Source organism: Sphingomonas sp. 7/4-4 (assembly GCF_027941955.1).
GTDB lineage: Bacteria > Pseudomonadota > Alphaproteobacteria > Sphingomonadales > Sphingomonadaceae > Sphingomonas.
The window spans coordinates 2,509,303-2,535,233 of record NZ_CP115960.1 but is presented as its reverse complement, the minus strand read 5'-3'; the positions used below and the strand labels follow the sequence as shown (position 1 = coordinate 2,535,233).

Annotated in this window: 25 protein-coding genes; all 25 read left to right on the top strand. The window is 68.9% G+C overall.

Annotated features, from left to right (window positions below; all coding sequences use genetic code 11):
- Window position 1: 1 nt before the first annotated feature.
- Window positions 2-841 (top strand): phage late control D family protein, encoded by an 840-nt coding sequence (locus PIB19_RS12765; RefSeq protein WP_271237674.1) that lies wholly within the window; start codon window positions 2-4, stop codon window positions 839-841.
- Window positions 838-1,089 carry a hypothetical protein gene (locus PIB19_RS12760; RefSeq protein WP_271237673.1) on the top strand — a complete coding sequence of 84 codons (252 nt, stop codon included), beginning with the start codon at window positions 838-840 and terminating at the stop codon, window positions 1,087-1,089. The genes PIB19_RS12765 and PIB19_RS12760 overlap by 4 nt, the downstream gene beginning before the upstream one ends.
- Complete coding sequence (locus PIB19_RS12755; protein WP_271237672.1) at window positions 1,086-1,769, top strand: phage baseplate assembly protein V; 684 nt, start codon at window positions 1,086-1,088, stop codon at window positions 1,767-1,769. Before PIB19_RS12760 ends, PIB19_RS12755 begins: the two co-directional genes overlap by 4 nt.
- Window positions 1,766-2,395 carry a hypothetical protein gene (locus PIB19_RS12750; RefSeq protein ID WP_271237671.1) on the top strand — a complete coding sequence of 210 codons (630 nt, stop codon included), beginning with the start codon at window positions 1,766-1,768 and terminating at the stop codon, window positions 2,393-2,395. Before PIB19_RS12755 ends, PIB19_RS12750 begins: the two co-directional genes overlap by 4 nt.
- Window positions 2,392-2,538 (top strand): hypothetical protein, encoded by a 147-nt coding sequence (locus PIB19_RS12745; RefSeq protein ID WP_271237670.1) that lies wholly within the window; start codon window positions 2,392-2,394, stop codon window positions 2,536-2,538. Before PIB19_RS12750 ends, PIB19_RS12745 begins: the two co-directional genes overlap by 4 nt.
- Window positions 2,526-3,407, top strand: a complete 882-nt coding sequence (locus PIB19_RS12740) for a hypothetical protein (RefSeq protein ID WP_271237669.1) — start codon at window positions 2,526-2,528, stop codon at window positions 3,405-3,407. The genes PIB19_RS12745 and PIB19_RS12740 overlap by 13 nt, the downstream gene beginning before the upstream one ends.
- Window positions 3,404-3,823, top strand: coding sequence for a GPW/gp25 family protein (locus tag PIB19_RS12735; protein WP_271237668.1), 420 nt, complete (start codon window positions 3,404-3,406; stop codon window positions 3,821-3,823). Before PIB19_RS12740 ends, PIB19_RS12735 begins: the two co-directional genes overlap by 4 nt.
- Window positions 3,823-5,679, top strand: coding sequence for a putative baseplate assembly protein (locus PIB19_RS12730; protein ID WP_271237667.1), 1,857 nt, complete (start codon window positions 3,823-3,825; stop codon window positions 5,677-5,679). The genes PIB19_RS12735 and PIB19_RS12730 overlap by 1 nt, the downstream gene beginning before the upstream one ends.
- A complete protein-coding gene (locus PIB19_RS12725; protein WP_271237666.1) occupies window positions 5,604-6,035 on the top strand; it encodes a hypothetical protein in 432 nt (143 codons plus the stop codon). The genes PIB19_RS12730 and PIB19_RS12725 overlap by 76 nt, the downstream gene beginning before the upstream one ends.
- Window positions 6,035-6,985 carry a hypothetical protein gene (locus PIB19_RS12720; RefSeq protein ID WP_271237665.1) on the top strand — a complete coding sequence of 317 codons (951 nt, stop codon included), beginning with the start codon at window positions 6,035-6,037 and terminating at the stop codon, window positions 6,983-6,985. The genes PIB19_RS12725 and PIB19_RS12720 overlap by 1 nt, the downstream gene beginning before the upstream one ends.
- 140 nt (window positions 6,986-7,125) lie before the next feature.
- Entirely contained in the window at window positions 7,126-8,055 is a 930-nt protein-coding gene (locus PIB19_RS23080; RefSeq protein WP_336297330.1) for a phage tail protein, read from the top strand.
- Window positions 8,052-8,720, top strand: coding sequence for a hypothetical protein (locus tag PIB19_RS12710; protein ID WP_271237664.1), 669 nt, complete (start codon window positions 8,052-8,054; stop codon window positions 8,718-8,720). Before PIB19_RS23080 ends, PIB19_RS12710 begins: the two co-directional genes overlap by 4 nt.
- A 12-nt stretch (window positions 8,721-8,732) precedes the next feature.
- Window positions 8,733-9,065 carry a hypothetical protein gene (locus PIB19_RS12705; RefSeq protein ID WP_271237663.1) on the top strand — a complete coding sequence of 111 codons (333 nt, stop codon included), beginning with the start codon at window positions 8,733-8,735 and terminating at the stop codon, window positions 9,063-9,065.
- A 5-nt stretch (window positions 9,066-9,070) separates the two neighbouring features.
- Entirely contained in the window at window positions 9,071-9,352 is a 282-nt protein-coding gene (locus tag PIB19_RS12700) for a hypothetical protein (RefSeq protein ID WP_271237662.1), read from the top strand.
- A 10-nt stretch (window positions 9,353-9,362) separates the two neighbouring features.
- Complete coding sequence (locus PIB19_RS12695) at window positions 9,363-10,235, top strand: hypothetical protein (RefSeq protein WP_271237661.1); 873 nt, start codon at window positions 9,363-9,365, stop codon at window positions 10,233-10,235.
- 2 nt (window positions 10,236-10,237) lie between these two features.
- Complete coding sequence (locus PIB19_RS12690; RefSeq protein ID WP_271237660.1) at window positions 10,238-11,740, top strand: hypothetical protein; 1,503 nt, start codon at window positions 10,238-10,240, stop codon at window positions 11,738-11,740.
- Complete coding sequence (locus PIB19_RS12685; RefSeq protein WP_271237659.1) at window positions 11,659-12,657, top strand: hypothetical protein; 999 nt, start codon at window positions 11,659-11,661, stop codon at window positions 12,655-12,657. Before PIB19_RS12690 ends, PIB19_RS12685 begins: the two co-directional genes overlap by 82 nt.
- A 14-nt stretch (window positions 12,658-12,671) precedes the next feature.
- Complete coding sequence (locus PIB19_RS12680) at window positions 12,672-13,037, top strand: hypothetical protein (protein WP_271237658.1); 366 nt, start codon at window positions 12,672-12,674, stop codon at window positions 13,035-13,037.
- Complete coding sequence (locus PIB19_RS12675) at window positions 13,034-13,231, top strand: hypothetical protein (RefSeq protein WP_271237657.1); 198 nt, start codon at window positions 13,034-13,036, stop codon at window positions 13,229-13,231. The genes PIB19_RS12680 and PIB19_RS12675 overlap by 4 nt, the downstream gene beginning before the upstream one ends.
- Complete coding sequence (locus tag PIB19_RS12670) at window positions 13,210-15,657, top strand: hypothetical protein (protein WP_271237656.1); 2,448 nt, start codon at window positions 13,210-13,212, stop codon at window positions 15,655-15,657. The genes PIB19_RS12675 and PIB19_RS12670 overlap by 22 nt, the downstream gene beginning before the upstream one ends.
- Window positions 15,658-17,399: 1,742 nt before the next feature.
- Window positions 17,400-18,593: a hypothetical protein gene (locus PIB19_RS12665; RefSeq protein WP_271237655.1), complete on the top strand. Its 1,194-nt coding sequence runs from the start codon at window positions 17,400-17,402 to the stop codon at window positions 18,591-18,593.
- Window positions 18,590-20,269, top strand: coding sequence for an ATP-binding protein (locus PIB19_RS12660; protein WP_271237654.1), 1,680 nt, complete (start codon window positions 18,590-18,592; stop codon window positions 20,267-20,269). Before PIB19_RS12665 ends, PIB19_RS12660 begins: the two co-directional genes overlap by 4 nt.
- Before the next feature lie 26 nt (window positions 20,270-20,295).
- Complete coding sequence (locus tag PIB19_RS12655; RefSeq protein WP_271237653.1) at window positions 20,296-20,457, top strand: hypothetical protein; 162 nt, start codon at window positions 20,296-20,298, stop codon at window positions 20,455-20,457.
- The gene (locus tag PIB19_RS12650) at window positions 20,417-21,523 is read left to right on the top strand and encodes a hypothetical protein (RefSeq protein WP_271237652.1); all 1,107 of its coding nucleotides are present in this window, start codon (window positions 20,417-20,419) and stop codon (window positions 21,521-21,523) included. The genes PIB19_RS12655 and PIB19_RS12650 overlap by 41 nt, the downstream gene beginning before the upstream one ends.
- On the top strand, window positions 21,520-25,908 hold the full coding sequence (locus PIB19_RS12645; RefSeq protein WP_271237651.1) for a hypothetical protein: 4,389 nt from the start codon (window positions 21,520-21,522) through the stop codon (window positions 25,906-25,908). The genes PIB19_RS12650 and PIB19_RS12645 overlap by 4 nt, the downstream gene beginning before the upstream one ends.
- The last annotated feature ends 23 nt before the right edge of the window (window positions 25,909-25,931 follow it).

Sequence of the window (25,931 nt, the reverse complement as noted above, 5' to 3'; positions counted from 1 at the left end):
CATGGCGCTCGACGATCCCCAGAGCCTGCTGAGCTTCGTACCGACGCTGGAAATCGGCGGGATGGACTATCCGTCGATCGCGCCGAACCTGGAGCGGTTCCGCGTGGTTGAGGGGCCAGGCGGGATGACCAGTCTCGAGCTGGTGGTGATCGACGCGGCCGGAGCGGCCGACGGCACGGTGACCTTTGCCTCGGGCAGCGGCTCGCCGCTCGATCTCGGCGCCGGAATCCGCTTGTTCGCCGGGCCGGCCGAACGCGGCGCCGCGGAAATCTTCGATGGCCAGATCACCGGGCTCGAGGCCGAGATTCGCGAAAATGCGCCGCCCTTGTTGACGGTGCTCGCCGAGGACCGGCTGTTCCCGCTGCGCCGCAAGCGCAAGACCAGGCTGTTCGAGCAGCAGGCGCTGGGCGACGTCGTCAAGGCAGTCGCCGGCGATTACAGTCTCACCCCTGAGGTGCGCGATGGCGTCGACACCGTTGCACGCGACTGGCTGCAGACCGACGAGACCGATCTCGCTTTCCTGCGTCGCATCCTCGATCGCTTCGATTGCGACATGCAGATCGTCGCCGCCAAGCTGCAGGTTGGGCGCAAGGGCAAGGACCGCCGCACGCTCGTGCCGCTGCAGGCGGGTTCGACCTTGCTCGCCTGCCGGGTCACTGCCGACATTTCCGAGCAAGTCAGCGAAATTCGCATCGCCAGCTTCGATCCGAAGAGCGGCGATGCGGTCAACGAGACCAAGCCGGCGGGGGCTACGGCCCCGGTGCGGGCAAAAGCGGCGCGGACACGCTCTCGGCCAAATTCTCGCGCGTCAGCCTCCATCTCGGCCGATTCGGGCCGATGACCAGCGGCGATGCGCAGGCGATCGCGCAGACCGAATGCGAGCGCCGCGCCCGCGCCTTCGTCCGCGCCTTCGGCACCGCGCAGGGCAATGGCCAGTTGCGCGTCGGCAGCTGGGTCGAACTCGCCGGGCTCAACCCGCGCTTCGCCAACCAATATGCCGTCACCCGCGCAGTCCACCATTATGATCGCGGCGACGGCTACCGTACCGATTTCGAGGCCGAATGCGCCTATCTGGGAGACCCGGCATGAACCCCGTCGGGCTCTTTCCCGCGCCGGCGCAGTGGCTGTCGGGGGCGCATATCGCCAAGGTCGTCTCGGTGCAGGACCCGCAGTCCAAATCGCGGGTGCAGGTCCAGTTGCTGTCGGCCGATCCCGAAGGCGAGGCGCCGATCTGGGCGCGCGTCGCGGTGCCCTTCGCCGGGGACAATTACGGTGCCTTCTTCATTCCCGACGTGGGCTGCGAAGTGATCGTCCAGTTCCTCGCCGGCGACACCACCAATCCGATCGTGATCGGCACCTTGTGGAATGGCGCGACCGAGATCCCGGAGACTTTGCCGGGCAATGCCGTCGATCGCTGGGCGATCTGCGGCAAGAACGGCACGCGCATCGCGATCGTCGAGGAATCCTCCGGCCAGGAAATGGTCGAGATCGAGACGCCCGCCGGCGCCAAGGCGACGCTGACCGATCAGGCCGGTGGTTCGATCAAGCTCGAAGTCGCCGGCAACACGTTCGAGATGAGCACGTCGGGCGTGTCGATCCAGACATCGTCGCAATGTGAGGTCCAGGCGTCGACCGTCACGGTCACTGCCAGTTCGGTGAGCGTCAACACCAGCATGGCGACCTTTTCGGGCACGGTGCAGTGCAACACGCTGATCGCCAGCTCGGTGGTGTCGGCAAGCTACACGCCGGGCGCGGGGAATGTATGGTGACGACTGCGCTCCTCCCTGCGCCGACGCGCCCACACCCCGCGGTCGCGCGCCGTCTAGCGCGCCAGCTGCCGCCGCAACAGGCGCACGACACCGTGGTCCGGCCGCTCGGCGGAGGCGGCGCGGCGACGCTGATCGCCACCGCGCCGATCGATAATTTCGTCGAAGCCTTGTTTGATCAGCTCTCCGCCGACGATTGGCGGACCACGCTGGCGGCGATGCACGGTGTGCGCCGCGGCCAGAGCGATCACGTGCTCGAACTCGGTCTGCCGACGCACCGCAAGGCGCAGATCGTGCTGTTCGAAGTGTTCTGCCGCCAGCCGGGCTCGCCGCGGATCGACCCGAAGAAGCTCGCCGACAAGGGCATGGTGATCCGCCGCGTCCATGGCAGCCGCTGGGACGGCTGGATGAAGGCGCCACGTTCGATCGCCGGCTGGACCCTGATCCCCAATCCCGATGCCGATCCCGGGGTACGCGGTGATCAGGCGTTCCACGCGGCCAATCGCGCCGCGCGCTCGTTGGCCGCCGCGCGCCGGGCAAGCCGCAATTCCACGAAGACGTGCTGCCGTTGCACCTCGTCCCGCCCGATATCTGCGCGAAGCTCGGCCGCACCATCCTGTTCGGAGTGATCCCGGTCGGCGATAGCACGCGCAGCTCGGCGCCGCCGACGCCGATCAATTATGCCGGCATGTCGGGGCAGGCGCGCATCGATCTGGTCGGGCATCTCTCCGAATTTCTCAGCCGCGCGCGCCGACGAGTTTGCCGCGCGTAAGCCAGGCGCTGCGCCGTAAATGGAACGCTCTCGAGCCGGCAGGCAATCGCCCCGACGGCACCGCGCGGCCTGCCGACCAGGGACAGATCAACGCGCTGGGCGTCTTCCTCCAGCAATTGAGTGTCGAGCTCGACGCGTTCGGTACCAGCGCCGAGGCACGCGCGCTGATGGCGCTGCTGAAAACGATTCCCCTTCCGCTGACCAAGAGCGGAAGCCGGGTCACCAGCAGCACCGATGCCGCGACCTTCGCCACCAGGGCGGCGAAAATCCTGATCGATCGCGAGCCCAATGCGAACGACGCGCTCAAGATGCCGCTCGAATGGCCGCGGATCGATGCCGATCTCGGCAATCGGCTGACTCAGGCAGCGCTCAATTGCCTGTCGCGGCGGCACGCCGATCTCGCCGGCTCCCCGGGCAAGTTCGAGGTCGGAACCGACCAGTTCGTGGTGCGCGGGTTTGTCCGCGTGCGCGGGCATGAAGGCTGTGCGGAGAAACTGGTGTGGAGCGCGGCCAGCGAGCGCTTCCGCGTGCTGCCCTGGTGGGATGGCGACGGGCCGGGCATCAAGATCAAGCTGCCCGACATGTCGCAGCTCAAAAGGGTCAAGCCCAACGTCTCGTTCGAGATGCCGCCGGCGATCGCGAATATGCTCAACGGCGACTTGAAGAAGCTCGCCGACGGCGACGGCAAGACCGGCGGTCCGTCGCTCGGCTTCATCTGCAGCTTCTCGATCCCGATCATCACTTTGTGCGCGTTCATCGTGCTCAACATCTTCCTCGGGCTGTTCGATCTGTTCCTGCGCTGGATGATGTTCATCAAGATCTGCCTGCCGATCCCGATGCCGGCGCCGCCCGAGGAGAGCGACATATGAGCGGGCCGATCCTCACTTCGTCGCGCGGGGCCGACATCCGCCCAGCCCTCGGCTGGCCGCTGATGCCGGTGCCCGATGGTGACGGGCGGCTCGGTTGGCCCGATCTCGAAGCGTCGATCCGTCAGCGCATCGAATGCGTGCTGCGCACCGCGCCGGGCGAACAATTGATGCGGCCGGAATTCGGGGCGGGGCTCGAGGGGCTGATTCATCAGGCAAACACCACCGAAGTGCGCGCGCGCGCCCAGGCGCAGATCGCCGCCGCGGTCGGCGCCTGGGAGCCGCGTATCCTGCTCGATCGAGTCTCGGTGACCGCTGCCGACGATCCGCGCGATCTGATCGTCACCATCGCGTATCGCATCCGCGCGACCGGCTCGTCCGGGCAGATCGCGGCGCGCGTTCCCGTGGGGAGTGCCTGATGCCCATCCGTCCTCCCGCCCTGGACGATCGCAGCTTCGACGATCTCGTCGCCGATCTGGTTCGCCGTATCCCGGCACACACCCCCGAATGGACCGACGCGCGCGAAGGCGATCCGGGGCGGACCTTGGTCGATCTGTTCGCCTGGCTGGGGGATACCATCCTCTATCGCGCCAATCTGATTCCCGAGCGCCAGCGGCTCGCTTTCCTGCGCCTGCTCGGCCAGCAGATGCGCGCCGCCGAGCCTGCGGGCGGGTTGGTCGAAGTGATCATCGACGATCCGCTGGCGAGCACCGGGGTCGTACTGCCGATGCGTTCGGCGATAGCCAAACCGGTGAATTTCGAGCTGCTCGCCGAACTCAGCCTCCAGCCGGTGACGGGGCGCTGCTATCTCAAGCGCCGGCCCGATGCGCGCGAGAGCGCCGGGCTCGCCGATCTCGTTGCCGATCTGCGCCAGCTCTACGCCGCGCCGGGCACCCCGACTGCCTATATCACCACCCCTGTGTTCGTCGACGGCGCGGCCGAGCCCGCCGGGCGCGATTTCGTCCATGACAGCATCGATGGCTGCCTGTGGATGGCGTTGCTCGCCGCGACTCCCGACGCCGCCTTGGTCCAGAAGGTGACCAAGACGCTGGGTGGGGGCGACGACAATCGTCGTGTCGCGCTGACCCTCGGGCTGGCGCCGGCGATCACCATGCCCGGCACGCTCGAGGCGATCTCGGCGCGCGCGCCCATTCCCTGTGTCTGGGAGATCTGCACAGGGCAGGGCGGTGGCGATCAATATGTCCCGCTCGAAATCCTCGCCGACGGCACCGGCGGACTGGTCCGCCCGGGCACCACGCGGGTGCTGCTGCCCGGAGCCGACGATTTCGCCGTGCCGACCAACGACGTGCTGGCCGACATCAACGCCGGCGTCGGCAATCGTCCCCCGCGGATCGACGATCCGGCGACGGCGGGCCGCATCGTCGCCTGGCTACGCCTCCGTCCGCTGCCAGAAGCGCGCCTGACCTCGTTCAAGCTCTCCTGGGCGGGCGCGAATGCGGGCATGGTCGAGCAGATGCAGACGCTCGGCCGTCAGCAGATCGGCCGCGGCACCGGCAGCTCGGGGCAGAGCTACCCGCTCGGCACCAGCTCGATCGATCCCGCGAGCCTGATCATCGAAGTCGAGGAAGAAGAGGGGATGCGCGCGTGGCGCCAGATCCCCGATGTCGAGGCGGCGGGACGCGGTGAGCGCGTCTACAGCCTCGACAGCGAGGCGGGGGTGATCCGCTTCGGCAGCGGGGTGCGCGGTGCGGCGCCTGCACCCGGTCGTGCGATCCAGGTGGCGATGATGCGCGCTGGCGGCGGCACGCAAGGCAATGTCCCGCCAGGAGCGCTCAAGGGGCTGGCGGCTCCGGCGGGCGCGCCCAAGCTCAAGCTCAACCAGCCGCTGCCGATGACCGGCGGGATCGATGCCGAGCGGATCGAGGAAGCCGAGGCGCGGATCCCGGCGATGATTCGGCACGGTGGCCGTGCGGTGACCAAGAGCGACATCAAGGAACTCGCGTTGCGCACCCCGGGGGTGCCGTTGGCGCGCGTCGAAGTGCTCGAGCGGTTCAAGCCGCAGCAGCGCCGGGGAGATACCGGGAGTGGTTTCGGTGATGGTGATACCGCAGCGGGCGGGCACCGCGAAACCGTGCCCCCGCGCCGACCGGACGATGCTCGAAAGCGTCTATTCGTGGCTCGATCTCGCGCCGGCCGCTTGCCACCGAGCTCTACGTCATCGCCCCGGAATATGTGCCGGTGGGCGTCACCGCCGCAGTCGAGCTGGTCGACTCGAGCCAGCGCGACGCGGTGCTCGACATGGTTTCCGAAGTGATCCGCCGCCATCTTTGGCCGCTCGCGCCCGGCGGCCCTGACGGCCAGGGCTGGCCGCTGGGCCGCGCGCTCGACGACCGGCTGATCGAAACCGCGATCGCGCGGGTTCCAGGCGTGCGCAGCGTTGCGCCGGTGCGGCTGTTCCAGCGCTCGACGCGCGGGCGCAACTGGCTGCCGGTGGCCGAGGACCGCACCGGTCGCGGGCTGATCACGCTTTCGGCATGGCAATTGCCCGAGCTGGCCATGCTCTCGGTGGGCATCGGCAGCACATCGTCGACCAGCCTGCCGCCGGGCGCCGAGGGCGCGGGCAACGGCGCCGGCGGCCTCGCCATCCCCGTCGTGCCGGAGCTGTGCTGATGGACGTCAACGGCCTGCCGATGTGGGAGCTTTCCGGACGCGCCGACTTCGGTCTGGCGCCTTCCGCAAAACCGCCCTTCATCGCGGACCGGCTCCATTTCAAGGATGCGCTCGGCCACGTCGTCCTCTCGGAGAAGCAGCCCGCGCCGGCGCTGACCGAAGTCGAGACCTGGTCGCGCATGCAGGCTTCGGCGCCCTCGCCGGTCACCGACCAGCTCGGCGGCTTTGCATGGTGGGACGGAGCCACAAGGACCGTGCAGAGCTCGGGCTTCGCGCCGGGAGCGATGCAGCTGTTCCCGCCCGATCTCGACCCGCCTTATGACGAGCCGCCGAGCATGATCGGCGCGAGCGACCTGGCGCTAGGCGACGACGATATTCTCTACATCGCCCGCGACGGCGCGCTCACCTGGCGCGACCTGCGCGACCGCTGGCGCCCGGCGCGAATCTTTCGCGACGATTTCCGCGCGGACCTGATCGCGCCGATGCCCGGCGGCGGCGCCTGGGTGTTCGACAAGCTGCATCGCCGGCTGGGACGGGCGCGCGGCTATCCGCTCCAGTTCGCCGGCTTGCGCGATGCGGATCCGGCGCAATTCGACCCGGTCGAGCCCAATCGCAATCCACCGCGGCTCATTCGTGCACGCGTCGCGCCGCTGGCGAGCGAATATGAAGTGGTGGCGATGGCGGCTTCCGCGGGGGCAAGCTCGCCTTGCTGGCGTGGGAGCCGGGCGCGGACGCCAGCATCCTCACCCTCGAAGGCAATGCGTTTGTGCGGCGCTTCAGGCTGGAGGGGTTGCGCTTCCCTTATTCGCTGGCATGGGCGGGCGAGGATCGTGTCGCGGTGCTGGCCGGCGACAACAGCAAACCGGCGCGCCAGGCGTTCCTCTATCCGGTCGAGGGCGCGCCGACGCCCGATGTCGTCACGGCACCGAGCGGTCAGATTCATCCGCTGATCAATCCTGGCGAAGCGAAGTTCGCCAACAGCATCGCTCCCGTGCCGCATTATCTAGCCGATCCAGAGGCGGGAGTGGCGACCGTCGAGCGCCCGCTCCGCGCGCTCTCGGGTACCAAATTTGCGCGCAGTGGATCGGTGATGATCGGGCCCATCGATGCCGGACGGCCGGGATGCGTGTGGCATCGATTCTATGCCGATGCGGCGGTGCCCGATGGCGGCGTGATCACGATCAACGCACTGGCGACCGAAGGCCGCACGCCGCCCAAGCTTCCGGGCGAGGCGCAGGCGCCGAGCTGGGCGCCGCATCGCATCGCCCGTGCGCGCGTCGATGGCATTCCCAATGCGAGCTGGGTGTCGCAGTCGAGCGAAGTGCCCTTCGCCGAAAGCGCGCTGGGCTGCGCTCCCTGGCCCAATCGCGCCGGACTGTGGACCGTGCTGCTGCAACAGACCGGCCGCAAGGTGCGCCGCGTCACCGGCCGCTATCTGTGGCTGCACGTCACACTCGAAGGCGACAGTCAGGCGACGCCCGAGCTCGCCGCGCTGCGCGTCTATGCCAACCGCTTGTCATGGCGGGACCAGTATCTGCCGGCCTTTTATCGCGAGCCGCTCAGTGGTCCAGATGCAGTGGCAGCGGGACCGGCAACCCCCAACGACTTTCTCGAGCGGATGCTGCATCTTTACGAAGGCGTGCTCACCGAAGCCGAAGGGCGCATCGCCGGATCGTGGCTGCTGACCGATCCCGCCGCAGCGCCCGCGAGTGCGTTGCCGTGGATCGGCGAGTGGATCGGCGTTGCGATCGATCCCGCCGACAGCGCCGAGCGCTCGCGCCAGGCCTTGCTCGCGGCGCCCTATACCGCGGCGCTCAACGGCACGTTGGGCGGGCTGCTCGCCGCGTTGGAGTTGGGCACGGGCGGACGCCTCTATCAGGGCGCGCGGATCGAACCAGGTGATCGTGCCCCTGCGCCGGGCGCACTCGCTGTCGCCACCGTCGGCGACATGGCGACGCGCGCGCTGGCGCTCGGCATGGCGCAGGGCGGTTCGTGCACAATGCTCGCGGGGGCGCGGTGACGCGCGGCAGCATCGTGGTGGTCGAGGGCTTTCGCCTGCGCCGCACCTTTGCGACCATCCTCGGTTCCGACCTTAACGAGGAAGAGGATCCGTTGACGCTCGGCCTGACTCAATCGGGCAACAGCTTTGTCGGCGACACACTGATCCTCGGCGATGTCGCGCGGCAGGAACTGCTCTCTTTGTTCCGGCCCGAGATCGATCGCGCGCGGAGCGGCGATACCCAGGCAGTGCAACAATTCTACGCACGGCTCGCGCACCGCGTGCTCGTCCTGGTCCGCGGCGTGAAGGACCGGAACGAAATGGCGCGGTTGAAGGATGTGATCGAAGCAGCGGTTCCGGCGCATGTCGAGGCGAGCATGCATCAGGCACGCCGCCCACTGATCGTCGGCGCGGCGTCCCTGGTTGGTATCGATTCGTGGCTCGACGAGCCCGAGCCCTTCGAAGTGGTGCGGCTGGGCCGCTCGATTGTCGGCGAGGGCGATTTCGTCGCGGGTTCGGGCGGGCTCGACCAACGCGCCGATGGGCCGGTGTCGATCCGTCCGACTGCGCGGATCAGCGGACCGAGCGTGGTCAGTGCCGGGCAGGGCTTCGTGCTGAGCGCAATCGGATCGAAGGGCGCGCCCGGCAGCAACATTACCCGCCACATCTGGATGTGGGACGATTGAGGAGCAACGACAATGGCGACGTTCAAACCCAATGTACCGGTGGTTCAGAAGGCTCCGGTGGTCAGCATCGACGTGACCGCGGCGAGCCCGCTCGCAGTAGGCAAGCACACTTTCATCCTCACCGTGGTCGACGATAGCGGCAACGAGTCCGACAAGGTGTCGATCGACATCATCGTGCAGGATACCGACCGGCCGACCGCGGTGCTCGACCTGGTCGACAAGAGCGGGAACATCATCGCCACGCCGATCGTGGCGCCGGGCGCCAGCTTCATCCTGTCGGCCGCGCGTTCCATGGACGCCACCGGCAAGATCACGGAATATCGCTTCACGATGGATCCGGCGTAACCGCGATGGTCACGCTCGCGCCCGGCAAGACCTTCTTCACGTCGCAACCCTCGGTTGTGGTGGAGAATGCGTTCGATCCCGGGCGGCATGTGTTCCAGCTCGTCGTGATCGACGACAGCGGCAATGCCAGTGCACCGGTCGATCTGGTGGTGAGCGTCTCCAAGCCGGCACCTGATACCACCACGCCGCCGACTCGAGCGCCCGACCCCGTCGGCCTGCGCGCCACCGAGACGCTCAACCCGGCGGTGCTGCGCAACCCCAACCTCCGCAACATCAGACCGAAATAGGATTCGCCCGATGAGCACGCTCCTCGCCACCGATCCCCTGGCAGCTCCGCTGAGACCCGAACGCGTCAACTACGCGACCGGGGTGCTGCTCCAGGCGGAGGATTTTCAGGACGAGCAGACCTATCATCGCGGTCGGCTGGCAATGGCGCTGCGCCATATCGCCGGTTTCGGCACGATCGCCGGGCTGCGCGTGCGTGCGCCCGAAGCCGGCGATAATGATCTGGAACTGCGTATCGAGCCTGGGGTCGCGCTCGACCGCTATGGTCGGCTGATCGAATTGGGCGAACCTTATTGCATCCGTCTCGCCCACTGGTTCGCGGCGCAGGAGACGGGCAAGCTGCGCACCGCGGTGCACCGCGCGCCCAATATCGGTTTCCCTGTCGCCGTCGTCGCGGACGTATTTCTTTCGGCCAAGGACTGCGCACGCGGAATGACGCCGAGCGTCGCCTCGGGTCCGTTCGATGCGCTCGACGCCTTGGTCCCGGCCCGGCTCGCCGAGGAGCCTCAGCTCGTGCTGGTGCTGCGCGCCGAAACCGATCCGATCCCCAGCCCGACCAATCACTGGCCCGATGCCGCCGCGAGCCGCGATGACAAGCTCAACGCAGTGCTCGGCTCCTGGGATACCGGGCTGACCGGCGCCGGCGACGAGGAGCTCGACCCGCTCGCCGAGCAGGTCGCCGGTACCGATCTCTCGGCGGTTTTGCTCGCCCGTGTGGCGATCCCGGTGCAGCTCGCGGCCGACGCGCCGTCGAGCGTCCGCCCGGCGATCGATGCCGCGCGGCCTTCGGTCGACAACCGTGTCCGCCCCTTCATCTTCCTGCCCGGCAAATGGAGCGGCCGCGCCCCGCCGCCGGGGCGCTCGTCGAACCTTGAGAGGAACTGATCATGACCGAACTCGCCAAGGCAAGCGGCCGCGCGATCATCGAAGTGGCGGACAGTGCCGAAGCCGCGCGCCTCGCCGGCAGCGGCACCGTGTCGCGCGATTCGCTGGAAGACGATCTCTCCGGCGGGCCGCTGATCCTCGACGGGCTGCGGCGGCGGCCGCGCTATTTCGACGGCCGCTTCCTGACCGGCGCCGATCTCACCCGCGACCAGGATTATGTTCGCCAACGCCAGGCCGACATGGCGCGCGCCAGCGGCGCCGGGGTGATCAGCGGGTTGCAGGTCGCGGTCGCCTCCAGCGTGCGCGGCCAATCGGTACGCATCCAGGCGGGGGTCGGGCTCACTCCATCGGGCGACGTCGTCATGCTCGGCAAGCGCCAGGACGTGCCGATCCTCGACATGCCGGTGACGCGCCAGCTCGATGCCGCACTGGGGCTTTCCGCCGAGCCGCGCGTGCCGCTCGGACGGCGCAGCGGGATGTTCGTGCTCGCACTGCGCGCCGTCGAGTTCACTGCCAATCCGATCGCCGCCTATCCGCGCAGCATCACCGGACAGCGCTCGGTCGAGGATGGCGACATCATCGAGGCGACGGCGATCACTTTGATCCCTTATCCCGATCATAGCGGTGCCGCGACGCTAAGCGCCGCGCGCCGCGCGGTGGCCAAGCAGATCTTCCTCGGCAAGCCCGCGGGCGTCTCGCAGGACGCGCTGCCGCTCGCGCTGATCGGGCTCGATCGCGGCACGATCCGCTGGATCGACATGGCGATGGTGCGGCGCGAGACCGGCGCGGATTCGGGGGTACAGGTCGCGCTGGGCGGCCGCCCGCGCGCGATCGCCGAGGCGCATGTGCTCCAGCATCGCACGCATCTGGGCGACGTGCTCGATGAGCTGCGCGCGCGCTCGATGCCGCCGGTTTTCCCGGCGGCGCAAGCCTTCGCGGCGCTGCCACCCGCGGGGCAATTGCCCGCCGCGGCGATCCAGCCTGACAATTTCGGCTTCCGCCAATTCTATTTCCCGCCGACGGTGGATGTCGACATCGCCTTCGTGCCGGTCGACGAGATCGGTGCATTGGTCGAGGAATCGCTGTCGCTGCCGCCGATCGATCTGGAGGCGACCGCCGAGGAGATCGACGCAACTGGCGTATTGGTGATGGTGCCGGTGACTCGGGCGCGGTTCCAGCGCTTCGACAATGCGCTGCCCAAGACGCGGACTCCGGCGCTGGCCGATCCGGCGGCTGCGGCTTCCAAGCCGGCGTTCGACATGCTTTCGAGCCTGATTGCCAAGCGAGTCAAGCGCGCCGAGGCCGCAGTGCGCGATGCCGATGCCGAGGCGCGGGCGCAGGCGGAGGCGCTGACCATGCAGGCGTGGCACGCCGCATGGCAGGAAGCGATCGCCGCGTTGCCGACCGTCAACGGCCGTCCCCCTTGCTGTGGTACACGCGGCGCCGCGCGATCGCTTATGACGGCGCTGCGCTCAACGGCGTTTCGATCAGCGGCGACGACGTGATCGTCGCGGGTCTGGTGTCGCAGACACTCAAGCGGCTCAGGCTCGAGAAGCGCTTCGCTTCGATCAATGCGCGGGCGACTGCGCTGGGCACTGCCCGCGTGATGGCGCTGCTCGGCGGGCGGGCGGTGTCGGGTTCCGACATCCTCACTGCCTCGGTGATCGCGGACCTCGAGGCTGTGATCAAGGCGATCCCGACCAAGGCGGATCTGCCCAAGACCGATCCGGCGCCGACATCGACGCCTGCCCCGACTCCGACCGGCGACCCGTCTCCCAAGCCCGCCCCCGGCGAGACCCCGCCGATCATCGTCCAACCGCCCGTGCTGCTGCGGCCGACCTTACTCAATGCGAGCGTACTCACCGGCGCGCCGACGCTGACCAAGGCAATGGGTGCGGCGCCGGCACCCAGCCTGACCAGAACAGAGAAATCCGCCGACGTTAATGAAGTCACGCCCTCATTGGTCCCTGCGGCCGACGTGCTGGCGGTGCGTGCCGCGACGATCAACCCCGCCATCGCCGGCATCGCGCAGCCGGCGAGCGCGGATCTGGCAATCGCGCGCAGCGGGCTAAACCGGCTGGCGCTGGCCGCGGCGACGGGCAATCTCACCGCGCTAGTCGCCGGCGGCAACGACATCGTGCTGGGCGACGGCGAAGTGATGGACGTTGCGCAGGACTATAGCGATCCGCGATTGGGCGAGGGGCTCGCACGGCTCCAGACCCAGATCAGCGAAACCTGGCCGAACCCGGCGCAGGCATTGTGGCTCGGCGAGAGCCAGCGCGCGCTGCTTCTCGACAGCGCGTTCCGGACGCTGGCGGCGAACTTGTTACCCGATCTCGCGACGGCGATCGGCCGGGCGGTAGATGCCAAGGACGTGAGCGCGATCGACCGCGCGCTCACGTCCGGCGTGACGACGAGCTGAGCGGAGGACGGCACATGGAAGTCACCCAGCGCATCGATCGATCGTTCGCCGACGAACATGTCATCGGCTGCGATCCGCCGCTCCGTCCCGATCTGCCCAATGTCTGGCGCCGGCGCATGCATCCCTTTGCCGGGCGCGCGGTCTCGGACAAGGCGCTCACTGCCGAGCAGGACATGCGCTCGGGCATGCAGCGCCTTTACGGCCTGTCGCTCGCACCCGGCAGCGTCTCGGGGCTCGAGGTCACCGCCGAGCCGGGGGCGATCGGGGCGGTGCCCGAAGTCGCGCAATTAATCGTCTCGCCCGGGATCGCGCTCGCGGTTTCGGGGAGGACATCAGCATCGGCAGCGCCCGCCGCGTCAAGCTCGCCGATCTGCCGGTGATCCTGCGCGTCGACCATGCCGATGCGATCGAGGACGATGAGGATCCCGATATACTGACCGTCTCGCCGCCGGTGGGGGCGATCGGCTGCGGCCGGTGCTACCGCGTCGCATCGGCCGCAACCTGGGCGGGCTCGCCGCGAGTGCGCGCAGTGCGCTATTGCCGCATGTCGCGGTGCTCGTCGCACGGCCGGTGACCGCGACGATCCTCGGCCGGCCGATGGATGCCTGCCCGCCCGATGCGCGCGACGATGCCTATGTCGACTTGCAGCGCATCGATGGCGCGCAGCTCGCCTTGTTCTTGTGGCCGGGCGAAGTCACTGCGACCGACGGCAGCCCCGATTATGCGCTGCCCGGCTACGACAAGGCGCAGCGCAATCGCCTGGCCTATGCCACGTTCGACAATGAGAAATTGTTCGGCGAGGACGACATGCATCCTTGGGACGCATGGGGCGTGCCGCTCGCCACGATCGGCTTCAATCCGGACTGGTCGCTGGCATTCGTCGACCGGTTCAGCGTGGTGCGCACTGGCGGCACGCCGGGCAATCGCACGCCTCTGGTGCCGATGACCGGCGATCCGCGGCTGTGGCAGGCGCGGATCGACCAGTTCGTCGGCCAATTGGTCGAGCAGCCGTCGTTCGACGAAGTGCTGCTGCGCGACACGTTCGTGCGACTGCCCCCGGTCGGGCTGCTCCCGCGCGATTTGTTCGATCCCGTGCTCCGGCGCCAGACCTTCTTCCCGGGCAGCTTCGCGCTTTCAGCGATTCCGGTGCCGCAGAGCAATCTCGATCTGGCGATCCGCGAGGCAGCGGCGCTCGCCAGCTATAATCGCAGCGCGCCCGATCGAGTCGAATTGCTCGTGCCGGTGCCCGACACGGTCTATGAACCGCGTCTGCTCGAGATCGAAGTCGCCGACCCGCGCTTCGCCACCACCATGGCGGCGTTCGCCACCGATCGCGCGCGCTGGCTGGCGACGCGCGAGATCGGCCGCCGCAGGCTCGACCGGCTCAACGAGGCGATTTCGGGCCAGCCGGTGCGTTGGCCCGCAGCCGACTTGCCGATAGGCGAGGACAGCCCCGACCCAGGCGATCAGCCGCCGGTCGAATGCACGCGCACGCGGCGCTTCGACGAGACCGGCGCCACCGTTCGCCTGCACACCATGTCGGGCGGGGCGGCGTCGCTGCCGGTCGCCAAGAGCGACATCGTGTGGGTGTGGGTGCGGATACACTCGGCAGCCAATCTCACCGGCTTGTCGCTTCGGCTCGGCGAGGCGACGAGCCCGGGCTTTCTGGCCAATTTCAGCAAAGGTGTGTTCTGGGGCGCAGCCGAGGGGTTTTTGGGCGAGTTGTTCAAAGGCGGTGCGCTGCCGCCGGTCGGCCGCTGGACGCGGCTCGAGATCCCGGCGTCGCAAGCCTGGGACGCGAGCGGCGGCGGGCTCGAGAGCTTCGCCGTCAATGGCGTCGAGTTCGGTCAGCGCGGTGGGCAGGTCGAATGGGGACCGTTCGGCACGACCGACGCCAGCGGCAATCTCGCGACCTTCATCGCCGACGACGCGCCCGCTGGCGCAGCATTGTTTTCTGGAACGGCCGGCCAGACCAATCCGAGCGCGGGCTGGCCATGGAAGGCAGTGCCTGGACGCGAGGATATCGTTGTCGGGGATTTCGGGACGATCGAAGCCAATGGCGTCCGCGAAGTCGCGGCGCTCGATCCGTTCCGGGATCAGTGGAAGCAAGACTTCCTGAAACAGGATTTCGCCCAGCTCGAGGAATTGGGGCTCGACGCGTTTCTCGGCCAAATCCGCGCGCGGCTCGACGCGACCAATGATGCGATCGATCTCGGCTTTATCCGGGCCCGTTCGGACATCTACCGCGTCCGCCAATATATGCTGGGTGCGGATTCCGCCTCGCGGCTGGTGACGTCTCCGACCTTGGCCGATCTCTCGGCTCGCGACGAAAGCGCGCGCGACGAGTGTGGGCATCGCCAATTTTCTCGATCGCATCAAGGCGTTCGCGCCGGCCACGCCGACGCCCTCGGGGCCCGGCTCGGAGACCGAATCGCTTGCCGCTGCGAAACCCGCCGTAGCGAACAGCCAATTGTTTGCGGCGTCGTTTGCGCCGCAGTTCATGACGCTCAACATCGCATCGCCCCTGCCGACGCCGGCAGCGGCCAAGGCGACAGCCGAGACGCGCGAGCGGACCTTGACCGGTGCCGCGGCCGGCCTGCTCGCCTCGTCGGCCTTGGCTTCTCCCTCGGCGACGGCGTTTTCGACACCGCTTTCGATGCTACCGATCAATACTCCGATGTTCCGCGCGCCCACGACCATCGCCCCGCCGACGAGCATCGGCCTTGCCAATATCGCGCTGATCAGCAATCGCTACGAACCCGCCGACATCCGCGCCTCGCGGCCGGTGGCGGGGCTGGTCGAGCGCACGCTCAGCGTCGCCGAGCGGATCAAGCCGTCGGCTTCGGCGATGGCGCTCGATTATGCGATCGCGAGCAAGGCGGCGGTGATCGGGACACTGGCCTCGCTCATCGCGACTGCCGCCAATTCGCGCCCGCGCGGCATCGCGCTCGGCGACCTGCCGATGCCGGGCTTTCGGACGGCGGCGAGCAAAGACGATAATCCGGTCTTCGTCACGCTGGACGATGTGCTGAATCCGCCCAGGAACGGCAACGGCATCTCGCAGGTCGTCGATATGGACACGCTGCCGGAGAAAAAGGACGAATCGTCCTACTTTACCGCGGCGGTCAAGGCGATCGACAACAGTATCGGAATCATGCGGATGGTCGAAGGGCGGATCGCGCTGTTCGAGGATCTGCGCGACAGCATCGAGGCGCTTCGCGGCGTCGTTCTGGCGCAAGCCAACCAGGCTGCCGCATGGCTACGCAGCATCGACGTCGAAGTCGAGGAAGCGCGCCACGACGTCGCGGTTGCGCAGCAGCTTTATGCCGAGGAACTGGCGCGCGTCGCCACGGTCAACGCGCGGCGGAGCGCAGTGCTCGAGACGCATGTCTCGGTGATCGCGTGGCGCCGGGTGCGCGAAGCCGATTACCGCGACTCCGCGCCGGTGCTGGAGATGGCGTCGGGGCTGGCCCCCGATCCGGTCATCGCCTGCCGTCGCGAACATCCCGACGTGCCCGAGGAGCTCGACGATTATGTCGAGCTGCTGCGCGACGCGCCGGTCAAATGGTTCCCGCCGATCGCCACCGAAGTGGCGCGGATCGACCGGCTGGAAGCGGCGCGCGCTGCCATCGAGGCGATGCGTTATCGCGCGATGCTGCCGATCTTCGCGCGGACCTTCGTCCCGACCACGCGGATCATGTTCGGTGTGCAACAGGCATTCATCGCGCAGCAGCGCGTGGTGCAGGATCGCCGAACGCTGATCACGCAGATCGACTATAGCCGGATCACTGCTCTCTCGCTTGCGCAGACACATGTTCAGATCCAGCAGACGGCGAGCCTCGGCGATTTGATCGACGGGCGGCATCGCCAGCCGACGCTGACGCGCATGGCGACGAGCGAGATGGAAGCGATCGGACAGGTCGCCGCCTGCCTGCACGCGGCTTTTGCCGAAGTCGCGCCGGTGATCCGGCTGGGCTGGGCCGAGATTCTGTCCGAATTCGACCGGCCCGCGCCGCTCTCTTCGCTTGCCGGGCTGCCCGGATGGCCCGAAGTGCCCCTGGCCGACCGGCGGACGCTGCAGGGTTTTGTCGACTGGTTGTTCGCGCGGATCGACCGCTCGCTGCAGGAAGCGGTCAACGCGATCAACGAGCTGGTGCGAATCGCATTGCTGATGAGTGCGCACGCCCCCGTCGACGCGATCATCCCGGCCCGGCTGGTCGCGCCTGCGCCGGCGGTGCTCGGGACGCGCTTCCAGCTGGCGCTCGACATCACGCGTATCCGCAAAGGCATGATCGCGGTGATCCGGGACCGCAACGACCGCATCGTCTCGCGCGCTGTGATCGACGATATCGTCGACGGGCATGCGATGGCAGTGATGACGCAGAACCTGGGCGGCTTGGTTTCGCTGACCAACGATTTGCGTTTCCATCTCGTGACCGGCTGAGGCGATGGGGGTCGCGATCGCACGGCTGAGGCTCCGCGGACCACCCGATCACGCGGCCTTGGCCCGGTTCGCGATCGAGGACGGGATCCGCACCTCGTGGCCCGACGACGAGCGGCTGGTGCTGATCCGCCGCGTGGCGCTGGGGCGGACGCGGCCCGAACAGCGGCCCGACCGGCGTAGCGCGCAGTTCCGCCAGGCCTGGGACGTCGCGACGCAAGGACGACGGCATGGCGGCGAGAGCAATGCGGGGGATGGCAATTGCGTGTGGTTCGCCAGTCGTGGCGAGGCGTGGCGGCTGTTGCTGCGCGATCTGATTGCCGGGCGCCAGCCAGTGGCGTGGTTCTGGCGACTGGCAGTACCCGACTGGCAAGGCGAGCCGGCGCGTGAATGGCTGGCAGCGGCGCTGGGGGAGGCAGTGGCTGGGCGCGGGCCGATCGAGCCCGTCGCGCTGGTCGAGGCGGTCGTCGCCGAAGGCGGGATCGACTTGCTGCTTGCTGCGGCCGAGCAAATGACGGGGGTGCCAGTCCGACTGCCGATTGCGGAGGCCGATGCCGTCGCGGATGCGGATTTGCCAGCGGAAGCCGCTGCGGCTGCAGGCGAACCCCTGCCGGCGCACCGCACCGTTGTTGCGCTGGTTCTGGCTATTCGAGAAGCCCTGCCCGAGCGGATCGTGGCAGCGATCGAGCGCCTGGTCCTGAAAATCGGTGTGGGCGCGCCAGTGGCGCCTCGGCTGCTCGAGCGACTGCTGTTGCGTGGGAGCCCGGCCTTGCGGCTTGCGCCACAGCAGCTCGCGGAGGCGGTGCGCAGCTATGGCCTCCTGCTCGAGAACGGCCGGGGTCCTACGGCGACGATCGCGCGGCGGACCCCGGGGCGGAATGCTGCGGAGGCTGTAGGGGCGGCAACGAAGCAGCAGTCGCAGGTGTCACCTGCAGGCGAGGCGGATGCTCCAACGCGCACAGCCCCCACGGCAGAATCGGTGCAGATGCGGGCATCGGAAGGCGAACCGTTTGTCGCGCCGCCTTCGCTGTCGCGCTTGTTCGACGAAGCCGAAAGCCCGTTCGCCGGCTTGTGGCTAGTGGTGCCCGTGCTGATCCGGCTCGGCTTTCGCGAATGGCTGACCGATCATCCCGACCTCGCCGCAGCCGATGGCGGGCGGCGGCTGATCCGCGCGATCGGTCTGCACTTCGGTGTCGATCCCGAGGATCCGGTTTTGCTTCCGTTCGTCGATTGCGCTCCCGGCGATCCCGATTTCGCGCGACCCTGGCGAGTTGCACTCGACTTCCATCTCTGGCGCTGGGCGCGCATCCGCCTCCACGAAGTCGTCCGCCGTCAGGGCTGGCTGCGGCAGGCGGAGGAGAGGCTGGTGATCCGCTTCGATCCCGAGTCTGTCGATCTGCGGCTGCGCCGTCACGCGCTCGACATCGACCCCGGCTGGACCGACTGGCTCGGGCTCAGTATTCGATATCGCTACGCAAAGCGGGGCGAAACATGACCGCGCCATTGCCTCCGGAGATGCGCAGCCTGCGCGCGCTCGCGCTGCACATGCTACGCAGCGTATGCGGCGCGAAGGGCGCGGAGGGCCCGGCGGTTTCCGAAACCTCGCTGCTGGCGGGGATCCGGGGCACGCCCGCAGAGAATGACGCGAAGCTTTGCGCCCTGGCCGATCGCTTCGGCCTGAGCGACGGCGAATTGCTCGCGGCGGCGCTGGTGCTCGCAGTCGAGACCGATGCCGGGACCGCACGACTGATCGCGCAGGCGCAGAACCCGGTCGGCAATGCGCGCCCGCTCGCCGGGTTCCTTGCCACGATCTTCGCGGCGTTCGGGCTCGATTGCGTCACGCTGGCTAGCGGCCCGGCCGCGCGGATCGGCCTGCTCGCCTTGGGCGACGAACCCGCGCCGCTCGCCGAGCGTAGCATCGGCATGCCGCTGGCGCTGGTCGCCGCCTTGGGCGGTGGGCGGCTCGAACCCGATGGCATCCACCCGCTGCGGATCGGACGCACGGCGCTGCCCGAAGCGCTCGTCGCCGAGGCACAGGCGCGCGCCGCGCGGATCGCGGCGCGCGCCGAGCCGGCGTTGCTCGTCTTACGATCGCCGAGCCTGCGCGAGAGCGAGGCGATCGCCGCGCTGATCGGCGAGACGCTGGCGCTCGCGCCGGTGGTGCTGGGCGAGCAGCAGCATGTCGCGCAGCATGTCTGCTGGCTCGCCGCTTCGGCAAGCCTGCCGGTGCTACGGCGTTCGCTCGGGCCGGGTGAACGCTGTCGGGTCGAGGATTTTGGGGCCTGGGATGGGCCGTTGCTGCTGCTCGCCGGGATGGAAGGCGTGATCGAGGCGCCCTTGCCCTTGACCGAATGGGCCTTGCCCTTGCCCGATCGCACCGAGCGCGTCGCCTTGTGGCAAGCGGGTGGCGTCGAGGCGACGCTCGCCGAGCAGGCGGCGGTCACTTACCGCCAGGGCGCCGGGCGGATTGCCGAGGTCGCCGAACGCATCGCCTTGCTCGGTGGCGACGCTCTGAGCTGGGCCGACCTCGTCGCCGCCGCCGATGCCGGGGCGAGCCAACTCGACTCGCTGGCGCGGCGCTCCTCTGCGCGAGTCGCGCGCGAAGACCTGGTGGTGCCGCCCGAGCTGGGTGAAGCGCTCGAATTGCTGATCGACCGTATCCGGCTGCGCGACCAATTGTCCGAAGGCCTGGGCAACTCGCTGCGCGCGCGCTACCGGCCAGGCGTACGCGCGCTGTTCACTGGTGAATCGGGCACCGGCAAGACGCTCGCGGTGCATTGGATCGCGCGCCGCGTCGGACTGCCGCTCTACCGAGTCGACCTTGCCGCGATGACCAGCAAGTGGATCGGCGAGACCGAGAAGAACCTGTCGAGCGTGCTCGACGCTGCGCAACACGCCGATGTCGTCTTGTTCTTCGACGAGGCCGATTCGCTATTCGGCGCGCGCACCGATGTCGGCGACTCGCATGATCGCTTCGCCAATGCCCAGACCAACTATCTGCTCCAGCGGATCGAGGATTTCGACGGCGTCGCGGTGCTCGCCACCAATAGCCGCGATCGCTTCGATCCGGCGTTCGTGCGGCGGCTCGACGCGATTCTCGAATTCCTTTGCCGAGCGCTTCGGCGCGGCGTGCATTGTGGGAGACGCATCTTGGCAACCGGCACGGCGTAACGGCCGAAGAACTCGACTTGCTTTCGGTGACGATCGATCTCGCCGGGGGACATATTCGCAACGTCGTGCTTGGCGCGGCGACGCGCGCGCGCAGAGCCGGGCGTCCGCTTGCAGCGGCCGATCTCGCGCGCGCCGCCGAGGAGGAATATGGCAAGCTCGGGCGCTCGGCGCCGCCGCTGCCATGGTAGCCACGGCCACCGCGCGGGCGGTACGCCCGCCACCCGCGCCGCGGGTGCCGCACCGGCTCGACGCGATGCCTTCTGCGCGCTCGACCCCGAGGAGCGGCGCGCGGCACGTGACGCGCGGGCCGCGGCGGCGCGCAGCACTAGCCCGGCGATGAGCGGCGGACCGATGAGCAGTCCGGCTTATGTCGATCCCGCGTCGAGCGCGTTCACTTCGTACAGCGCGATGGTGTGTTCGGCCGACGATCTGGCGAGCGTCGCGCCGCCGGCGCCGCTGATGTCGAGCGTGGCGGCCACGCCGATCGTCATGCCGCCGACGGGCACGCGGTCGACCGCGCCGGCCGCCCGGCCGGCACCGCCCACTAGCACTACCGGTGGTGCCGGCACCCCAAGCGATCCTGCGACTGCGCCTGCCGACAGCACTGCGGCGGACGGCGCGACGGCACCCGCAACGGCGCCGGGCGATGCCGCGGCGGCGCCCACTGGGCCTGGGCGCGCGGCTGCCGCGCGCGGCGGCGGAGGGGCGCGCGCGGCCGCAGCCGGTGGTCGTCGCGCGGGAGGGCATGCACAGGAGCCGCGGGCCGAGCCGCCGTTCGTGCCGTTGCCGATACCCCAACCGGCCAACGACCAGGTCCAGATCAGCCGCCAGCCGCTCGATCGCACCGCCACACCGTCGCCGCTGGCGATGCCGCACGGCCTCTCGGTGGTGCCCGATGGCGGGACCAAGGATATGTCGCCGGCAGTGCGGCGCTATCCGATCGCGTTCGAGGAAGCCGCGGCGGCGGCGGCGCGCAGCTATGACGAGGTCGTCGCAGCGGGCCGCAACGAGCATGAGCGGCTCCGCTCGCTTTATGCCGACCTCCAGGCGGATGCGCAGCGCCAGCTCGACGATTCGCTGGATAAGTTGCGCGACACACTGGCAGATGCCCGATCGGATCTCGACCAGGCCGAGTCCGATGCCGTCTTCCGGCTGGGGCTGCAGGCGGACAATGCCCGCGCGATGATTCGCGTCGCAGCGCGGCGGGCGATGGGGACGGTGGCGGCGCGGCGGGGGCGATCCAGGCGCGGATGACCGCCGCGCGCGAAGCGGCACAGGCCGTCGAAGTGACGCTCGGCGACTATCTCACTGCAGTCGACGTCGCGGGCGCGGCTGCCTCGGCCGCGTTCAGCGGGCTGCAGGCCGATCCCTCGCTCGGCCATGCACCCAACACCGCCGCCGATTACGAGGATCAGGCGCCGCAGATGCAGGCGGCGGAGAATGAGGATATCGACGTCGCGATCCCGGTGCGCGCCGGCAATCGCGCGACTGCGTTCACCGACGGCACTGCAGTGTTCGCCGACAACCTCAACACCGCGCATACCAATTTCCAGAGTGCCGCGACGCAGGCGTTCCAGCCGTTTCAGAGCTATGTCGACCGGCTCGGTCAGGCGCCGGCGCAGATCGCGCGAGTGCGCGACAATGCGATCAAGCAAGTCGACTCGACCGAGCGTAACTCGGCGGACGGCGTGCGCCGCAGCCGTAATTCGGTCGAGATCGGGCTGGTCGACCGCCACCGCCGCAGCCGCGAGCAGATCGTCAGCCAGACGGCGCGCGCGGCCGAGGGGCAGCGCCTGAGCATGGCCCGTGCCGGCGACAGCCAGTGGAAGGGTTTCACCAGCCTCGCCAGCGGGCAGGGTGCGGCGATCCTTGCATTGCACGAGCAGATCGCGGCGCAGCGCGCCCAGCCGCCTGACAATTTCGCGCGCTTCGTGATCGAATCGGGCGAGCGGACCCGCCGGCTCCAGCGAGAAGCCGTGGACGCACGGCTCGGCCAGTCGGGCGGCGCGGCGGAGCGGATGCGCCGCCAATTCGCGACGCGCGGGGCACAGATCGCGGCGGGCGCGGACAAGGGCATCGCACAGCTCAACGGCCAGTTGCGCGAGTCGGCGCGCGGCTCGGGCGCACAGATGTTCGCCCAGATCCTCGCGCTCGACCAGTCGCTGCGGCGGATGGCCGATCCGGTGGCACAGTCGATCGACAATTTCCCGATTCCGGCCAAGGCCGAGCTCGATACGATGGAGAATGCCTTGTGGTCGGCGCTGCGCGACGCGCAGGCGCAGGCAGTCGCGGCCTATATGGGGACGCCGGGCCCCGGCAGCACTGGCGAAGCCAATGCCAGCACTCCGCCGCCTGTCTCGACCAGCCCGCAGCCGCCCGCCGGGACCGGATCGAGCCCGAAGGAATTCGTCGACCTTTCCGACGACTACACCGCCGCGCCGGAGAGCGAGCAGCAGATATTCGACCTGACTCGCTCGATCGCCGAGAGCGTGGTCGGCGACGTCTCCCGCCGCGGCGACGGGCTGATGACCCAGATGACCCTGCTCGGACAGAATCCAGAGCAGACTCTCGATCTGGTGCGCGGGCTCACCTATCGCCGCGGCCAGGCCGTGATCAAATATTACAACGAAGTCCGCCCCGGCAATCTGTGGGATGACGTCGCCACGTATATGAGCTTCGGCAATCTGCTGACCGGCGTGAACTCGCGGATATACAGCGGCGACGCGGTCTTTAATTACCTGCTCGGCAATCGCGCGGCGGGGGCGCTGGCCGAGATCCAGGCGGCGACCGAATGGACCAACAACGCCGATCAGGTCCAGGCGGCGATGACGTCGCTGAGTCCCGCCGACATGGCGGCGATGCGCGGATTGCCCGGCGCTGGCGAGATCATGGATTCGGTCGAGAACGACCTGGAAGGCGCCGATCAGCGGATGTTCCAGCTGCTGCGCACCGCCGACGAGACCAACGCCGCCGATCGCGTCGCGGCGGCGCGCGCGGTGCGGACCGAGGCAGCGGTGACGACTGCGCTCGACGAGAATGCCACGCGCGGCGGCGACAATGCCTTCGACGCGATGGAGCGCTTCGCGCACCAGGCGGGGACGAGCCGGCTGGAAGGCGCACGCGACTTCAACCTCACCGCCACCGGCGAGTTCGAGAGCCCCGAGGCAGGCGAGGCGCGGCGCCGGGCCGCATGGGCGAATACCGTCTCGCGGCTCGGCAATGACGGTGCGGTGCGCGCCGACGGCGCGGCGGGAGGCGAGGCATGGCTGCGCGAACTGGCGAGCCGCGAGCGCACCTATAGCGACGGCGACTATCTCTACACCGCCTCGCTGCGTACCGAGCAGGTCGACTTGCTGACGACGTTGGCGCGCACCGGCGCAGGCACCGCCGATACCCGCGCAATGCAGCTTGCGGTCGAGGACAGCCGGCCGGGCGGGGCGGATCGCGAGCGAGTCGAACGCGCGCTCGACGATCCCGAGCTCAACGACGATATGGGCAATCCCGACGATCCCAATTCGCGAATGTCGCATCCGCGCGATCCCGCGGCCGAACCGAGCCGGCTCGAACGCGCCCAGGCGCGCGAGGCCGAGATGTACCGGGTATGGGACCGCTATCGCAATGGCGGGCGCGACACCGGGCGGACCCTGACCGAGATCCGCGCCGATCTGGGCGGACGGCTGCGGCGCGGCGCGAGCGACGAACGCGAGGGGCGGCTGATCGAATCGCAAGTCACCCGCGGGCTCACCGACCCGACTGTGGCGGCGCTCGCCTTCGAGCACGCCATTGACCGTTGGGGTACCGACGAGGGCCTGCTGCGCAGCACCTTCGGGCGGATGAGCCGCGACCAGATCCAGGCTGCAGTCGCCGAATATGATCGAACCCACACCCCCGGCCTGTACGAGCGGCTCGGGTTGTTCGAGCATTCGGACGACTATTTCACCGAATTGTCGGGCGACGACCGGATCGAGATGCAGGTCCTCGCGATGGGCCAGCCGCGCAATCCGCGCGAGCGTGCCGAAGTCAGCCGGATGACGTCGCGGCTCCAGCTCGACAATGCCGGCTGGGCGGGGCAACTGCTCGCCCGCGAGGAATATCGCCGGCTCGAGGCATCGCACAATCGGCTGATGCGCGTGATGGGGGTCAGCGAAGGCGATGCCGCGCATGTCAGCGACTTCGATGCGCGCGGCAATCTGCGCTTCCGCAATCGCGAGGGCGTAATGGTACGTGCCGGGCGCTTCGACGAGCGCGGCAATTTCGCGCCCGTCGAGGGCGACAGCGTGGTCGGGTTCAGCGCGCTGATGGCGACCAACCAGTCGAACGCCCAGGCGTATCGCACCGCTACCGACAATATCGCCAACGCCATCACCACGGCGTTGGTCGTCGCCGCGGCGGTGCTCTCGACCGCATTGACCGGTGGCGCGGCGGCGTCGTTCTGGATCCCGGTGCTGACCACTCTGGGTGCCGGCGTGCTCGGCATGGCGGCAAGTTGGGCGATCAAGGGCGGGCGCTATGGCTATGAGGATGCCGGGCGCGATTTCGGATTGGCGGTGGTGCAGGCGGCAACTGCGGGGCTCGCCTCGGGGCTCAACATCGCGCGCGCCGGCGGGATGGGCGCGCTCCGCGGCGCGCTGGGCTCAAGGCTGATCTCGACCGCGGGCTTCCGCACCGTGACCTTGGCCGAGGAAGTGGTGATCGGCGGCGCGGCGGGTGCGTTCAGCGGCGCCGGCACCGCTGCGTTCGACGACCGCGCCTGGGATCGCGGTGAATGGCTCTCCAATATCGGGCGCGGTGCCGAGCGCGGCTTCGGCGGCGGGGTGATGAGCAGCCTCGCCACGGGGCTGACTTCGCGCGCAGTGAGCTTGGGGGCAGGCGGGCTCGGGCGGCTGTCGGGCACGAGCGAGGCGCTTCGGCGCGGCCGCGTGGGGGACGTCGCCACGCGCTTCGGGGGAATGCGCGGCCAGGCGTGGAGCGAGAATTTCGGCACCCGGCTGCTTGGCCGCACGCTGGGCGGCGGGATCGGCAATGCCGCATCGCGCTGGTCCGAAATCAATTATGACCGTCGTCAGGGCCGCTACGAAGGGACCAGTGCGCAGGCTGCCGACGAGATCTGGGGCGCGGCGGCACAGGGCGGAATCCAGAGCTTCCTCGAAGGCACGTTCGAACACGCCGCCGATTCGAGCGCGCGGCTGCAGCGCTGGCGCGAGTCCGGCATGCCGCCCGAGGGAATGCCTGGAGGCCGCCCGCCGTCGCGCGCGCCGCCGGAGGAAGCGGGGGTTCACCCCCAGCCGTGCCCCGCCGGAAGACGAGGCGGGCATGCACCCGCCCAGCCGCGCACCACCCGAGGAACAGCAAGGCGCGCCTGCTCGCCGTCGCAGCGCCGCGCCCGAGGAGGAACTCGCCGTCCGCACCATGGACGACGATGGCAAGGCACCGCGCCGTGCGGTCGCGGCCAACGACAATCCGCTCGTCGCCACGCATGTCCTGATCGACTTGAGCACCGCCGATCCGAACCTGATCGGCCGCGTCACCGAAGGCACGGTGATCGTGCATCCCGATCCCACCAATTATGCCGGCGCCGAGGACAATTTCCGCCGCCTGCTCGCCGCCGACCCGACGCGCGAGGCGGCGATCTACCATAACCCCGACACCAACGAATATGTCG